This is a genomic window from Victivallis sp. Marseille-Q1083 (genome assembly GCF_903645315.1).
Lineage (GTDB): Bacteria > Verrucomicrobiota > Lentisphaeria > Victivallales > Victivallaceae > UMGS1518.
In genome coordinates this window covers 1-15,481 of sequence record NZ_CAHJXL010000002.1, presented here as the reverse complement: position 1 = coordinate 15,481, position 15,481 = coordinate 1, and the positions used below count along the sequence as shown (strand labels likewise).

The 15,481-nt window shown below is 46.5% G+C and carries 11 protein-coding genes; 2 read left to right on the top strand and 9 right to left on the bottom strand.

Going from position 1 to position 15,481, the window contains the following annotated elements; all coding sequences use genetic code 11:
* Nucleotides 1–113: 113 nt before the first annotated feature.
* The 6 genes from HWX74_RS20555 to HWX74_RS16130 all read right to left on the bottom strand — a co-directional run bounded on the left by HWX74_RS20555 (nucleotide 114) and on the right by HWX74_RS16130 (nucleotide 9,505).
* Nucleotides 114–1,523: an RHS repeat protein gene (locus HWX74_RS20555; RefSeq protein WP_217704993.1), complete on the bottom strand. Its 1,410-nt coding sequence runs from the start codon at nucleotides 1,521–1,523 to the stop codon at nucleotides 114–116.
* Nucleotides 1,524–1,990: 467 nt separating this feature from the next.
* Nucleotides 1,991–7,171, bottom strand: a complete 5,181-nt coding sequence (locus HWX74_RS16150) for an RHS repeat domain-containing protein (protein WP_176014628.1) — start codon at nucleotides 7,169–7,171, stop codon at nucleotides 1,991–1,993.
* 13 nt (nucleotides 7,172–7,184) lie between these two features.
* Nucleotides 7,185–7,643, bottom strand: a complete 459-nt coding sequence (locus HWX74_RS16145; protein ID WP_176014627.1) for a hypothetical protein — start codon at nucleotides 7,641–7,643, stop codon at nucleotides 7,185–7,187.
* On the bottom strand, nucleotides 7,643–8,068 hold the full coding sequence (locus HWX74_RS16140) for a hypothetical protein (protein WP_176014626.1): 426 nt from the start codon (nucleotides 8,066–8,068) through the stop codon (nucleotides 7,643–7,645). Before HWX74_RS16140 ends, HWX74_RS16145 begins: the two co-directional genes overlap by 1 nt.
* Entirely contained in the window at nucleotides 8,058–8,330 is a 273-nt protein-coding gene (locus HWX74_RS16135) for a hypothetical protein (RefSeq protein WP_176014625.1), read from the bottom strand. The genes HWX74_RS16140 and HWX74_RS16135 overlap by 11 nt, the downstream gene beginning before the upstream one ends.
* Nucleotides 8,324–9,505, bottom strand: a complete 1,182-nt coding sequence (locus HWX74_RS16130; protein WP_176013549.1) for an IS4 family transposase — start codon at nucleotides 9,503–9,505, stop codon at nucleotides 8,324–8,326. The genes HWX74_RS16135 and HWX74_RS16130 overlap by 7 nt, the downstream gene beginning before the upstream one ends.
* 294 nt (nucleotides 9,506–9,799) lie before the next feature.
* On the opposite strand from HWX74_RS16130, the gene HWX74_RS16125 reads away from it, so the two are divergent.
* Entirely contained in the window at nucleotides 9,800–11,122 is a 1,323-nt protein-coding gene (locus HWX74_RS16125; RefSeq protein ID WP_176013531.1) for an IS1380 family transposase, read from the top strand.
* A 280-nt stretch (nucleotides 11,123–11,402) separates the two neighbouring features.
* On the opposite strand, the gene HWX74_RS16120 is transcribed toward HWX74_RS16125, so the two are convergent.
* Nucleotides 11,403–11,846: a hypothetical protein gene (locus HWX74_RS16120; RefSeq protein ID WP_176014624.1), complete on the bottom strand. Its 444-nt coding sequence runs from the start codon at nucleotides 11,844–11,846 to the stop codon at nucleotides 11,403–11,405.
* Nucleotides 11,847–11,955: 109 nt separating this feature from the next.
* Between HWX74_RS16120 and HWX74_RS16115 the strand changes: the two genes are divergently transcribed.
* Nucleotides 11,956–13,110 carry an IS4 family transposase gene (locus tag HWX74_RS16115; RefSeq protein WP_176014186.1) on the top strand — a complete coding sequence of 385 codons (1,155 nt, stop codon included), beginning with the start codon at nucleotides 11,956–11,958 and terminating at the stop codon, nucleotides 13,108–13,110.
* Between the two features lie 140 nt (nucleotides 13,111–13,250).
* Here the strand turns inward: HWX74_RS16115 and HWX74_RS16110 are convergent, their stop codons facing one another.
* Nucleotides 13,251–13,685 (bottom strand): hypothetical protein, encoded by a 435-nt coding sequence (locus HWX74_RS16110; protein WP_176014623.1) that lies wholly within the window; start codon nucleotides 13,683–13,685, stop codon nucleotides 13,251–13,253.
* Nucleotides 13,675–15,126 (bottom strand): RHS repeat-associated core domain-containing protein, encoded by a 1,452-nt coding sequence (locus HWX74_RS16105; protein ID WP_176014622.1) that lies wholly within the window; start codon nucleotides 15,124–15,126, stop codon nucleotides 13,675–13,677. Before HWX74_RS16105 ends, HWX74_RS16110 begins: the two co-directional genes overlap by 11 nt.
* Between the last annotated feature and the right edge of the window lie 355 nt (nucleotides 15,127–15,481).

The window sequence follows — 15,481 nt, the reverse complement described above, 5'->3', positions numbered from 1 at the left end:
ACAAACCAAGCTAATCACTTCTTTTATTACATTATTATTAATTACCCCAATTTATAGTAACTCATCTAGAAAAAACACTAATTACATCATCTCCACTTATATATTATACTTTCTTAATAATCAAGATAAACCAAATCTAGATTCAATCGACCATTTTCAAATGAACATGTTCCTTGAACCATAAACCGTAATTTTGCGATGACAGTATTTTGGGATAATATAGGAAACCCCATCCCTAGCCCCATTGCACTAATACTTGCAGAAGTGGTTTTATTAAGCATCCAACCAACTTCATAAGCTACACGATAAACTGTACCAGTTGCTATATAGGCAGAGCCTCCTGCTCTTTCAAAATTAAGCACATTTGAACCATTAAATGAAAGGCCCATGCCTAATTTCATTAAAGAGACTCCTCCATCCACAGAATATCCCTCAAACCAATCTCTTTCAACTTGCCAGCTTGAAGATTTTTCAAAAAGTTCTACAGCACCATAGACCTCTCCATTATCTTTGGATTGGCATTTACATGTAAAAATCATCGCATAAGCCCAAAACATCTCATGAGGAGTTTCTGTAGGTATTACTGGATTCCGTCCTGGATAGGCCCCCCATCCATAATCATATCTTTCTCGTGATGTACGAAATGCACTATACATATTACTTCTCACAATTATCTTTTTAGAAATAAAAGAAGAAGTTTCTTGTAATGTTTCTTCAAAAAATCTAATATTATAACTTCCCCATAATGGATATCCGCCAGCATATACGCGATACTCATATCCAGGACTTAATACGAATGTTCCCAGCAAATCATATTTCATTACGCCGTTATTCTGAACGAACCCATACAGATTTATCCCTCCTTCTTCCTCCAGCGGATCGCGACTGATCCAGCGGCCGTGCTGCGGATCGTAGTAACGGTAACCGTAGTAGTAAAGCCCATTGCCGTCCACCGGCTTCGTGCTGAACCGGTAGGTGAAGTTGTCGGCCTCCGCGCCACTCGAAGATATTGTGCGGCCGAAGGCGTCGTAGATGTACTCCGCCACCGAAGCCTTGGTCGAGGCATTCAAATAACTCATGATATTGCCGTTGCCGTCATAGACCGGCAGATAGGTCTGTCCGCCGCGCTTCTCGGCCAGCAGTCCGCCGACCCCGCCGGCGCCCTGTAGGTTGCCGGAGAGGTCTTCGCCCCACAGATACCCCTTCTGGAAAGTCGGCGCCGCCGTCGTGGTGTCGTAGACGCCCACCACATTCCAGCCGTCGTAGACGTAAGCGACCTCCGACTGCGTCTGGCCGGTCGCTCCCGATTTCAGGATCACCTTCTGCCTGATCCGCCGGCTTAAATAGTCGTAAGTATATTCATAACGATAAGTCCCGACATCCGCCGTTTTCAGACGGTTCTCGGCATCGTATGTATATTGCGTCGTATAACTGCCGGTCAGGTTGCCGTCCGCATCATGCACCTGTGCGTAAGTGGTGCCATTCGGCTCGGTGATCAGCGAATACTGATTCACCGCGTTCACCGTATAACTCCACTGGGAATCACTGCCGGCCGTCCCCTGGAATGCGGACTGACGGTTGCCGACCTGGGATATTTTTACTACCCCAGTTATTTAATCTTAAAAGATAATCATGATTTTTATGTCCATCTAGGTGAGGTAATCGATCCTCCCAATAATATTGCCCATTGTATTCTTTCAATAAATAATTCGAATGTGTAATGGGACATATTTCTGGAGAAGACACTGAATATTTTTTTTCTATAAAACATATGAAATTTCTACTTCTAATTAGATTATATAAATCTATATCTGGCCAGCATTCAACATATGCCTCTAATCCCATACTAAGCGTTCGAAGATTTCCCTTACAAATGTTCTCCTTGGGTAATTGTTTTCCCGGTATAAACATTGTACTAATTACAAAGAGAGTTGCAAAAAAAATAAAAATTATAGTTATCTTCTTCATTTTAATAATCCATTCAAATTGATCAGTATGAGTATTTTTTTTGCCAGAAATAACTCCAAGGATTTACATCTTCTGGAATACCAATAGCAAAAAAATATTTAACAGAAATATCATATAATATTATTTCTTTCCCTGGATAACGTGTCATTAAAAATTTTAACAATTCACGCCCTTGCTCTCCTTGTCCTGATTTGCATTGAAAAAACTCCATAGTTCCATCTGTACACATATAACTATTCACAAAGTCTAAAAATTCAAGAGCTTTTTCAGAAGATTCTAGCATCAACTTTCTACTACGTTCTGGTAAAAGGTTTCTCTGGTAGCTGGAAATATCAAAGCGAATATCTTTTTCATCTGCAACCATAATCCAACCACCAATTCCATTATGCGCAATCAACGTAAAATGCTCAATACAATTACATTCAGGATCATAGTTTTCTCCTTCAAAAAGTCTCTCTATTACTCTTTTCATCACGTCAATATTAGCATAAACGTAATGAATTCCCCATGGATTATGCCAGACAAGCTCATTGATGGGATGATCCAAATCCGTATCAATCCTAACTGTTTTTCTCCCATAACTACCGTACTTTTGGGAAGCTAAATAAGTTGCTGCCTCTCCTGGATTCCATAGATTCATTAAACCTAATCCATCAACATAGGATATCCCATTATTCCCAACGAACCCATATAGATTCACGCCTCCTTCTTCTTCCAGCGGATCGCGGCTGATCCATCTTCCATGCTGCGGATCGTAGTAACGGTAGCCGTAGTAGTATAGGCCGTTACCGTCCATCGGCTTCGTGCTGAACCGGTAGGTGAAGTTGTCGGCCTCCGTGCCACTCGATGACACCGTGCGGCCGAAAGCGTCGTAGACGTACTCCGCCACCGAAGTTTTGGTCGAGGCGTTCAGGTAGCTCACGATGTTGCCGTTGCCGTCATAGACCGGCAGATAGGTCTGTCCGCCGCGCTTTTCCGCCAGCAGCCCGCCGACCCCGCCGGCGCCCTGCAGGCTGCCGGAGAGGTCTTCGCCCCACAGATACCCTTTCAAGAAAGTCGGCGTCGCCGTCGTGATGTCGTAGACGCCCACCACATTCCAGCCGTCGTAGACGTAAGCAACCTCCGACTGCGTCTGGCCGGTCGCTCCCGATTTCAGGATCACCTTCTGCCTGATCCGACGGCCCTGATAGTCGTAAGCGTATTCATAACGATAAGTCCCGACATCCGCCGTTTTCAGACGGTTCTCGGCATCGTAGGTATATTGTGTCGTATAACTGCCGGTCAGGTTGCCGTCCGCATCGTGCACCTGCGCATACGCCATGCCATTCGGCTCGGTGATCAGCGAATACTGATTCACCGCGTTCGCCGTATAGCTCCACTGAGAATCACTGCCGGTCGTTCCCTGGAATGCGGACTGACGGTTGCCGACCTGGTCGAAACTGTAATTGAACGACTGCCCGGCGATCCCTCCGGAAGCATTTTTGCGCACCGCATTGATCACCTGTCCATAGTTGTCATATGCGTAATCCCAGTAACTGCCGTCCGCCAGCGTCGTCTTGATCCGCTGGTCCTTGATGTTCAATGTATAACCATAGTTCTTCGTCAATGATCCCGCCGTCGTGCTGACGCCAGTCAGCCGGTGAGCGCTGTCGAAGCTCCGGGTTGCCGTCGATACCGTCTGGTTGGCCGTCGCCGTCGCCAGCCGCAGCGTCGACAGCTGCCCAGCCGCATTGTGGGTATAATGCGCCGTATAACCGCCGTCCGAAATCGTCGCATAACGACCGTCCGTACCATAGGTATAGTTCGCCTGCTGGTGCGTCGTACTGCCGGTCTTCAACGCTTGCCCGGTGCGGCGCCCGTAGGCATCGTAAGTATAATTCAGCGTCGTATCGGCCAGATACGGAAGCGTCTCGGCGGTCAGCACGTTTTTCGCATTGTCATAAGTATAAGTCCGGGTTCCGGCTCCATCGGTCACCGTTACCGGGCGGCTCAGGAAATCGTAGGTGATCGACACGTCCGGCGTCGCATCGCTGTAGTCGATGCCGGTCTGCCGCCCGCCGTTGTCATACGAATAAGTCGTCGTCACCCCACGCGCCCAGGTCCGTTTCAATGGCTGGTTGTCCGCCGTATAGGTATAGGAGACCTTACGGCCGTCCGCGTAGATTTTCTCCTTCACCCGCTGCCGGCTGTCGTAATTCCAGCTCGTCACCTGCGGCGTCGTGTTGGTACGCCAGGTCTTCAACGTCAACATGCCACCGAAGTTGTTGTAGCTGAACTCCTGCGTGTAAGTCTCCGCTCCCGACACCTTCTTCAACTCGCCGGTCGGATGGAACTCATAGTTGACGATCCGGTTCCCGGGCAGCAGATAATTATACAGCCGGTTCAGGTTGTCGTAAGCCATGCTGACCGACTGCCCGTTCACCGTCCGCGACAGCACGTTGCCGTTCGCGTCATAGCTGTTGTTGGCCAGCGTATTCACCACCGTCGCGCCGCGTTTTTCAGTCACCGTACTCAACCGGTCGAACTGATCGTAAGTGTAAGTCATCACGTTGCCGGCGGTGCCGTCACTGTGGAACAATTCTTCCTTCGTAACCAACCCGTTCTCCTGCGTCGTCACTTTCTTTACTCCAACCGCATCGATTTCGGTTGCTCGTACCACCCCGTCTCCCGGATATTCGGTTCTCGAAAAAGCGGTTTTGCCGAACTCCGTCACCCAGCTGCACAGCCCATCCAGGGTTTGCTCGGTTTTCCGGACCTCAACCGAATTCGTTCCGCTTGACGTTGCCACGGTCATAACCTGTACGGTAACAGACTGGCCATCCAGCGTTCTGGTTCCGAAGCTATGCGTATAAGTCGTTACAATATCGCCGGTCGACTGCGTCCCGTTGCGATCCATATCCACTATTTCGGAAGCCAACTGGCCGCGAACGTTATAAGTATACAGCGTCGTCACCCCGCCCGGCGTCACCGACTTGACCAACTGCCCCTTCGTATTGTAGTAATTCATCGCGCTGGTGCCGTCCGGGTATTCGGTCTTGTACTGCCGGCCCAGCATGTCGGTGTAGATTTTCACATTCGACGGCGTCGAAGATTGCCAGTTCGGACCGTAACTGAAGGTCTGCGCATGCTGCCCGGTTCCTCCCGTCGAAGTCTGCAGCCCGTTGACATAGGTCGAAATCTGAGTGGCATTGTTCGGCAGCGTCACCGTCTCCGTCAACGTCAACGTCGAGGAATTGGTCTGGGCATAGTTGTGCGAATACCGGGTCGTGAAACGCTTCGGATCGGTCACCGTGCTGACCGCGTTGTACAGATAGCCGACCGTCGTCGTCAACTCGCCGCCGCTGCGCCCTTTGACCGTCACCGCCGTCTGCCGACCGCAGTTGTCATAGCTGTAAAGCGTCGTGATACCGTTCCGCTCCGTGAAAGTCATTTGTTTGGTTAGCTCGTCATAACCATAAGTCGTCGTCACCCCGGTCCGGTCGGTCTCCTCGGTGACGCCGCAGCAGCCGTAGGTCCGGCTGCTGCTGGTGCCGTCCAGATAAGTCGTCGCGGTTATCCGGCCGAACGAATCAAGCGTATTGGTCTCCTCCCCCACCTTGCGGTACAGCGTCGGAGAAATGAACGGATCGGAGATGTATTGGGTGCGGCTGATCACTTTACCCTGCGGATTGGTCACTGTCACCGTCCGTTCGCCGCTGGACACTGCCGTCGGAGTGTTCGGGTTGTTCGGCGCTCCGCTGGACACCGTCACCGTATCGTTGCCGTTGGCCGCCCGGCTGTATTCATAGATCGTCACCCGGCCATCCGGATGTTTGATCAACCGGGTCCGGCCAAGGAATGGGCTGGCTGTGTCGGTAATCCGGTAAATCTCCGTTTTCAACTCCGTACTGCCGTCGTAACGGATCTGCAGGTCAGGGCTGGAACTGCTGATATAATAGCTCTCATAACGGTCATGAGCGGTCAGCGTATTGTTCACCGTGGTCGTTATATCCTGAATGATCTTACTGCCGCTGACCGTGGTGCTGTAAGTCCGCCTGGTCGTCAAGGTTCCGCGCGTTTCTGTTTCGGTATAGCTGTCGCGCGCCGTCCCTGGATAACTGTAGCTGTACCTGGTGCCATCCGGGGCGATTTTCTGAGTCAAACGACCCTGCAAATCATACGCGAAAGTGGTTTTGCGCAATCCGACCTCGTTGATCTCCGTCACCCGGTAAATGCCGGCGATTTTCTTGCGGGTAATTTTGGTATAAATGCCGGTCTGGGCCCCGATCCCTTTTAAATGATGTTCGATCCGGGTATCCCCGGACTCACTCCACGACATCCACTCCGGCGCCAGCCCGGTCGGCTGCGCGCCGGTGCCGCTCCAAGTGAACAACTGAAAGGTCGGAAGGGCGGAACTGGAAAATTCAGGATAGGCGATCGTCAACTGTCGCCAGTAGTAGTTGCGGACGATCGAACCAACCGTGCTGGTCACTTTGAAACCATTGATCAGCTGCGGCACCGTCGAACTCAAATCCAGTTTCAATTCGGTTTCGGCGTGCGGCGTCGCGGCGCCGCCGACATAGTGCTTCATTACGATTCTGGTAATCGACGCCGAATCTTCGACCGCACCACGCGTATAGGCGAACGTCGTCTTTTCTCCGCCGCTGATCACCTGGGTCGGATAACCCTCCGGATCATAAGTGACGTTGACGCCTGGGGAACTCTGAACCCGGAAGTGATCCTTGTCCAGCATATCCCAGGAAATCTCCGGCGCCCGCAGCCGCACCGACGCCCGGCCGGATCCATAATCCTCGCTGCCCAACGGAAAATCGGCATCGATACCGTTCTCGTTCATCGCATAATTTCCCTCGCCCGGCAGGCACAGGCCGTTCTGGCAGGCCTGGCAAAGCGGCAGAATCTCCACCTTGTCCTCCCCGGGATCGTCCACCGACAGCGAACCGCTGCTGAAATCCAGTTTGGCATCTACTTCCTCATCGCCCTTCAAGCCGACAAAATAGTAAGTCTGCGAGGTCTGATTGGCCGGAAATGTGAACGTCTTCGTCGTCTGACCCGGCGCCATGAACACCTGCGTGCAGGCCGCATCGGAAAACACCGCAAACGATTTTTCTTCCTTCCCCCTAATCGTCAGGGTCACCGATTTATTCGGCAGTCCTCCCGCATCGGCTCCCAATATCAAACGGATCGGATGCCAACCGTTGCTCACGATACCCTATAACCTATTCTGACTCCGACGGTACTTGTTTACAATAACGCTCGTCAAACTCTACACGAACCGCAGGGTTGCCTTTTGTCAAAGTAAGTTCGTCAACGTTAAATATAGTCGGAATTCCATTAAATTTTTTTTCCAAATAACATTTTACTGTAAAATTATTTCTCACTAATTGATCAAAGCAATTATAGTAAGCAGTTGTTTCCAACCAAATTTTTTTCAATTTTAGCTCTGTGCCAACAGGCAATATATTTTCCTCTGTTCCTTCCTCTGTAGTTAACGGGATTAGTTTTAATTCATTATCGTTATTTTCAATTCTACAAGGAACTTGTAAAATATATTTATTTCCCCGCATAGAATTATAAACATCATTTTGATCCACCCCTATTACAAATGAATGAGAACATCCTATTAAGTAAAAAACAAAAAACAGAAAAATAAATATTCTTTTTATAGTGTCAATCATTATTTAAATTCCTTAATTATTTTAGCTTTAAACTCTGGCAATGCATCTGAATTATTTAATGTGACTATATGAAAAAATCCTATACCAAGATAAACATTGATATGCTCTTTATCGGGTGTTATAACTTCCACTTGATATCGAATTCCTCGAATATTCATATTTTCAATAAAATCAACATGAATTATTTCAAATTCAGATAAAGGAGGAATTTCCTTCGTCACTAAATATCGATCCCCTCTAGATGCCATAGGATCAAGAATGGGAAAAGGTTTATTATAAATTAAAACACAATCGTCTAGAATAATAAATTTTTTCCCAATCATTGCTCGATATGGGTAAACTTCATCAAGCCTCGCTTCCGATATCATAACACAACTTGATAATGATAAAGCTAACAACAAAAATAAAACAATTTTAATGAACATTTTGAACCATCCGCGGTCTTGAAAAAAATTCTTCGTAATAAAAAAAAGAGTGATTATTCCCTGGAGCCTCGTTTGTTGATTTTACAAATTCCCAACTGCCATAACCAAAAATATCATAACCCAAAGTTGACGGCCCCAAAAATGGAATACTTTTCAATTTATCAAAACTCGGTGCATAATTAAATCCAGGAACAATATCCCCACTATTCCAAAGATTACGCTCACACCGCAACCCACTGCTGTCCGGTAAAAAATTCAGCATAGAAACTCGTTGAAAAGTTCGAGTTGTTCGGGAGCATTCCAATCCGGCGGCTTCGTAATGGTTTTGCGGTTCAGAGCGAGGACTTCGAGCAGGGAAAGATTCTGCATAAGCGTCTCGCGGATTCGGTTCGTTAATTCCGAGAGGCTGAGCTTGAATCCATGCAGGAATTTGATGTATGCGACCAAAAGATAATGGATAAGCGCGACATAGATTTGCGTCATGACGGCGTTTTCACTGGTTCCAAGAAAGCTCTTGATTTTGAGATTTTGCTTGATCCATTTGAAGAAGATTTCGATCTGCCAACGCTGTTTATAAATTCCGGCAATGCTCGCTGCCGCCAGTTTGAAGTTGTTGGTAATGAAGCGGTATGTTTTTCCGGTCGATTCATCCAGGAACTCAATCAGCCTCAGTTCTCCGGGATATTTTCTTGCTGATTGATATCCGGTAAACCACACGGCTTCATCCCGCAAAACCCCACGTTTTTCATTTGCCTCCCGATGCTGTCCGAGAAACTCAATTTTTGCATTGTCTTTCAGTCTCGTGACAAAATAAGCCTCGCTGTCCGCAATGTGTTGAAACCAGTTCAGATCATAGTATCCTTTGTCAAAGGTGTAGATGCTGTCCGGAACGATGATAATGTTCTCTCGTGCCGCTCGAATATCTGCTATTTTCCCGTTGCTCAGCATCACAAAGCAGGGCAGATTTCCGGATAGATCAAGCTCGGTATGAAGTTTGATAGCACCCTTGTTTTTACGATAATGCGCCCAATCGTAAAGATTTAGGCACAGATCAATCGTCGTGCTGTCAATCGCGTACAGCGGATTGTGGAATCGGAACTTGTGCGAGGGCGCACATTTCAAAGCCCGGTCAAGAATTTCCTCAAACAACGCCTTGAATATCTCCGGATCACGTCGATTCATCGCTTCGGACAAGGTCGATTTTGGAACAACCTCCATGCCGAGGTGATACAGCCGATCATGGTTTGCAAGAAGACCGTTTTCAATTTCTCGCAAGGAGTCTTTGCCCGTAATTTGCGCGTAAAGGCACGTCAAAAACTGCCGCCATGCGGTAAAATGTTTGCAATAGCGGTCGCCGGATAAGTTTTCTACGGATTTCTCAAAACGATGTCTCGGTATGAAATTGAAAAGCTGCTGAAAGATGCTACTGTAATGCATTGTCGGGACTTTCTTGTTCAATATTATGGGTTTGAGCTCTTCTAATATAGAACAAGTCCCGATTTTAACAATCAAGTCCGGAAACTTTTACCGGACAGTAGTGACCGCAACCCTAAAAAAGAAGCACTGTTAAAAACTTCTCCTCCGATACCGATGTAATCAATTTTTGCTCTTAGATCAGGAGTATCCACTAACCTGAATATTGCGTAAATTTTCAAAAACAAAGAGGCAGATTCTCGACTAATATATTATATTGTAATATTTTACGTGACAATATAACGCCGAGGTCTGCCAATGACAAAATGTAACGTTTCGATTCCGTTCTTTCAAGGTCCGAAAAGCAGAAAAATTGAATTCAATTTCGCCGGTGGAGATATCAGCAGTGACGGCGGGTTGCTTTTTGTGAAAGAATTCGACCGCAAACTCGGTTTGACCCGGCGCGCCGGTAACCTGCTGGATTCTTTTGATATTCGACAGCCCGGAAAAGTTGAACATTCCTATCTGAGCATGCTTCGTCAACGAGTTTTTGGTTTGGTTGCCGGCCATGAAGATCTCAATGACCATCATGAATTGCGAACTGATCCGCTGATTCAAACTGTTGTCGGTCGTGATCGTCAACTCGCCACTCCAAGCACTTTATGTCGATTCGAAAATGGAATCGATCGTCGTGCTTGCGTAGATTTGAGCCGATTGTTTGTCGAATTCTTTATCGAAAGTTTTTCCACGCCGCCTCGAGAATTGATTCTTGATTTCGATGCTACCGATGACCTCACTTACGGGATGCAGGAAAATCGCTTTTTTCATGGCTATTATGACCACTATTGCTTTTTGCCGTTGTATGTTTTCTGCGGGGATCAATTGCTTGTGGCTTATTTGCGTCCATCAAAAATTGATGCGGCCAAGCATGCTTGGGCGATTCTCTCGCTACTGGTAAAGCGCTTTCGGCAGAAATGGCCGAAGGTTAAGATTATTTTCCGGGGAGACAGTGGCTTTTGTCGGCAGAAAATGCTGAACTGGTGTGATAAAAATGAGGTCAAATATATTGTCGGATTGGCGAAAAATCCACGTTTGCTGGAATTATCAAAAGATCTTCAAGTGAAAGCGGAAGCACTTTACAACGAAACACATGAAAAAGCAAAACTGTTTACTCAGTTCGAATATGCGGCAGGAACTTGGAAATACCCGCGCCGGGTGATTGCCAAAGCGGAATTCAACTCCCCCGGACCGAATAATCGTTTTATCGTCACCAATCTTGATGATGATGGACAATATCTTTATGAAAAAGTCTATTGCGCCCGAGGTGAGATGGAAAACAGGATCAAGGAACAGCAGCTGGATCTTTTCGCTGATCGGACGAGCTGCCATGACTTTGCGGCAAATCAATTCCGGCTTCTGCTTTCAAGTTTGGCTTATATTCTCATGGAACGGTTTCGGGCATTGTTGTTGACAGGAACTCAATTTGCCGAGGCTACCTGCGGCAGCATTCGCTTATACCTGGTGAAAATCGGTGCCATTATTCGGCGGAATACCAGAAAAATTTATGTTGCTCTTTCAAGTGCTTGTCCAAATCAGGAACTCCTCCGCTTGATCGCTGCGAAAATCATCGCTTGGGAATAAAACCTTGGAGAGCTGTCCCCGGCTCGCCGAACAACAACGGGGGAAAGGGGGAATATGCTCAATTTGCAAAAAAACGACAATATCCGACTCTGAAAATAAAAACTTCCGAATCTTCTGAACATTTCTCGACGATTCGAAAGTTTCATGCAACATTCAGGCTAAATCTAAAGCTCGTCTGAAGCTCATCGTTCCTTGACTATGAGCAACTACTTTAATGCAAGGGCATTTTAGATTGGCTTCTCGCAATAATTGAGCGCCACAAACACTCTCCCTGCAAATTCTATTCTGACTCCAACGGTACTTGTTTACAATAACGCTCGTCAAACTCCACATGAACCGCAGGATTCCCTTTCGTTAGAGTAAGCTCGTCAACATTAAATATAGTCGGAACGCCATTCATTTCTCCAATTAAGTAACAACTTACTTCAAAATCGTTAGCCAACAAATGCTTTGCCAGCCCATAATATGCATCGACTTTTAAGCGAATTCCTTCCAAGGATAATTCCGTCCCTGCCGGTAATATTATGACATCATCAGAATATTTCGCATCAACATTCAAAGGAATTAGTTTTGAATAGCGGCCATCTTTCTCTACTATACAAGGAATCTGCAAAACATATTTATCCTCACGCATAGATTGGTAAACATCATTCCCATCTAAACGTATTCCAAAAGAATTGTAAAAACAACCTGATGTTAATGACGCAATTAATAGAAAAAACACTACAACTTTACACGCCTGTCCTAACAAACTTTTGAAAGGGTGAAAAAAGTGGAGCCAACTTGTCCGTAATAGTATATTACGGTTGCCTAAACCACAAGGAGGCTCCGTAATGAAGAATACATCAGTCAGTCTTTTTCGTCAAGTGTTGGATTTGATACCGAAGCGAGAATTTGAAGAAATAGTCATGAAACACAATGGAGACAAGCGAAAACAGTCCTTTGACAGTTGGGCACATTTTGTGTCGATGATCTTCTGCCAGTTGGCGCAGGCCAATAGTCTGCGAGAGATTTGCGGAGGTTTGAAAACCTGTGGAGGCAAATTGAATCATCTTGGAGTGGAATCCGCTCCAACCAAATCCAACTTGTCGTACGCCAATGCCCATCGCTCTCCGAAAATGTTCGGCGATATTTTCCATATGCTTCTGGGACACTGCCATGCAATTGCGCCACGGCATGAGTTTTCGTTTCCCAAGAAACTTTACAGTCTCGACGCAACGCTGATTGAGCTTTGCGTTAAAGTTTTTCCATGGGCAACCTATCGGCAAACCAAAGGGGCAATCAAGCTCAATATGCTGTTGGATCACGATGGTCATCTTCCCGTGTTCGTTGATTTCACCAATGGAGATGTTCATGAGGTAAACAGCGCCAGACGAATGGAACTCCCGCGTGACAGCATGGTGGTTTGTGATCGCGGATACGTTGATTTTTCCATGCTGTATAAATGGAATCTCTCCGGTGTGGATTTTGTCACGCGCCTCAAGACCAATACGACCTACGACATCCCGGAATACGATGTCAAGCAATATCCCGGAACCGTTTTGAGCGATGAAGTCATTTTTCTGCGTGGTTCGCAAGACAAATATCCGGAACGTCTCCGCAAAGTGGTCGTCTGCGATGTGGAAAACCATCGGACATTGACCTTGCTAACCAACAATTTTGAGCTGGACGCACAAACGATCGGCGACATCTATAAGGCTCGCTGGCAAATCGAAAGCTTTTTCAAGATGCTCAAGCAGAACTTCAAGATCAAAACGTTTATCGGCACCAGCGAAAATGCGGTTCGGATTCAAGTTTGGACAGCGCTTATCGCTATTTTGCTGACCAAGTACCTGAAGTTTTTGTCGAAAGCGCAATGGCATTTTTCAACCCTGGTCACTTTCCTGAAATGGAATCTATTTGTTTACCGCGACTTGCGCCAATGGCTGGATCAACCATTTACCAAACCACCGGAGCCGGAATCATTTCAACCAGAGTTCGCTTTTTAGGACAGCAGATTTACAACAAAGGGGGGCTACTTTTGAGAATTGGTGTGAAATAGATGAAAATGAGGGGGCGTAATCAGAAAATTACGCCATTTTGAAAATTGTTAGGACAGGTGTGACAACTTTATTAATATCAAGTACTCTCATTTTTCCAATTCCTTTACTAATGGAGCCATAAAGTGGGGTATTGAATCCCAATTACCGTCCACCCAATCAATAGAAAGCATCTGCTGTTCTGCACAAGCTTCAATTTTTTCTCCATTTGGAGTAGTAATTAAAACTTCATAACTGATTCCTCGAGTTGCCATATTCTCTTCAAAATCCACATGTATTATCTCAAAATCAGATCCCAACAGCCCTGAACCTGTAACTTTTTTGTTTTCAGGATACACTATATATTCTGGATATAAATACGGAAGCTTTAATGTACGATCCACCAATTTGCAATCCCTTAACAAAATATATTTTTTCCCAATCATTGAATGATAAGGGTAAACATCATCGAGTCTAGCTTTTGAAACAGTACAACCGTACAACAACCCAACTATAAACATCAACCAAACCATTTTAACGAACATTTTTACGTTTCCTTTCTCCTCTAAGCAGTTCAATATAATAAGAAAATGAATGATGATTGCCACCTTCTTGAAAATATTTCGAAGTTTTTAATTCCCAACGACCATACTCAAAAAGATCATAACCAAAAGTTGACGGTCCCAAGAATGGCAGGCTCATGCCCTTATCCAAACTTGGCAGATAATTAGTCAATGGCACCTTATCCCAGGTGCTAAAAGTATCGGAAAAATTCCAGATATTGCGGGCGCAGCGCAAGCCGATAAAAGAAGCACTATTAAAAGCCTCTCCTCCAACCCCGATGTAATCAATCTTGGCTCTGAGATCAGGAGTGTCCACCAAATCCAACGCTCTCCTGAAACTCATTGTCCCCTGACTATGCGCCACCACTTTAATGCAAGGACACCTACGATCGGCTTCCCGCAATAACTGAGCACCGCGAATCGCCACTATTTCAATCATCCAAAATTCATTGCCGAGAATTTGAAGATAGTCTCCAACTCCAATATCTTCAATATTAAATGTCGTCCGATTGGTAACCAACATCCGACTGGAATAACCTAGAGCTCGAGCCGCACTGTCCGCAGTATCACTTGCGCCTTGAAATGTATTGGATATACCATTAAAGAAAATGAAGCAACTTTCCAAGCCGGTCATCGGCTGGGAATCCAAAGCATCTCCACTCAAGAAACTAACCCCCACCCCCAATCCCACTCCTGCAGTATCCAAGACACCATTTACTCCTTCCATAGCCAAATTACGTTTCGAATAAGGATTTATTAAATCCCATGGATTATCTCTTGCCGTCCGGCCCATGCGTTCAAGCATTCGGCCGGGAGAATAAAGAGTCTCATAAAAATGATATAAAACGGTTTCTCCAACGCCATACCAATGTGTCGGATATTCAACATCTTTAGCATCATCCAGCCCTAACCAATCAATGGCCGATATACCATTATTGCTGTTAAAACCATACAGATTTACCCCGCCACTCTCTTCAATCGGATCGCGGCTGATCCATCGGCCATGCTGCAGATCGTAGTAACGATAACCGTAGTAGTAGAGGCCATTGCCGTCCATCGGCTTCGTGCTGAACCGGTAAGTGAAGTTGTCAGCCTCCGTGCCGCTCGAAGATATCGTGCGGCCGAAAGCGTCGTAGACATATTCCGCCACCGAAGCCTTGGTCGACGCATTCAAATAACTCATGATATTGCCGTTGCCGTCATAGACCGGCAGATAGGTCTGGCCACCACGCTTTTCCGCCAGCAGCCCGCCGACTCCGCCGGCACCCTGCAAACTGCCGGAGAGGTCTTCACCCCATAGATACCCCTTCTGGAAAGTCGGCGTCGCCGTCGTGGTGTCGTAGACGCCTACTACATTCCAGCCGTCGTAGACGTAAGCGACCTCTGACTGCGTCTGGCCGGTCGCTCCCGACTTTAGGATCACCTTCTGCTTGATCCGTCGGCCCTGATAGTCGTAAGCGTACTCATAACGATAAGTCCCGACATCCGCCGTTTTCAGACGGTTCTCGGCATCGTAGGTATACTGCGTCGTATAACTCGGTCAGGTTGCCGTCAGCATCATGCACCTGCGCATAAGTGGTGCCATTCGGCTCGGTGATCAGCGAATACTGATTCACCGCGTTCGTCCGCAGCAGATAATTATACGTCCGGTTCAGACTATTATAAATCATACTGACTGATTATTCGTTTACCATCCGAAACAATATGTTGCAATTGAATTGTAATTACTGACAAATATATCTCAAGTTCTATGTTTTTTTACTACTTCTTTACATCTT

What these genes read in the sequence shown, in the direction of transcription:
- HWX74_RS16145 (WP_176014627.1), bottom strand. Translation starts at nt 7,643, where the DNA reads ATGATTGACACTATAAAAAGAATATTTATTTTTCTGTTTTTTGTTTTT.
- HWX74_RS16140 (WP_176014626.1), bottom strand. Translation starts at nt 8,068, where the DNA reads ATGTTCATTAAAATTGTTTTATTTTTGTTGTTAGCTTTATCATTATCA.
- HWX74_RS16135 (WP_176014625.1), bottom strand. Translation starts at nt 8,330, where the DNA reads ATGCTGAATTTTTTACCGGACAGCAGTGGGTTGCGGTGTGAGCGTAAT.
- HWX74_RS16130 (WP_176013549.1), bottom strand. Translation starts at nt 9,505, where the DNA reads ATGCATTACAGTAGCATCTTTCAGCAGCTTTTCAATTTCATACCGAGA.
- HWX74_RS16125 (WP_176013531.1), top strand. Translation starts at nt 9,800, where the DNA reads ATGACAAAATGTAACGTTTCGATTCCGTTCTTTCAAGGTCCGAAAAGC.
- HWX74_RS16115 (WP_176014186.1), top strand. Translation starts at nt 11,956, where the DNA reads ATGAAGAATACATCAGTCAGTCTTTTTCGTCAAGTGTTGGATTTGATA.
- HWX74_RS16110 (WP_176014623.1), bottom strand. Translation starts at nt 13,685, where the DNA reads ATGTTCGTTAAAATGGTTTGGTTGATGTTTATAGTTGGGTTGTTGTAC.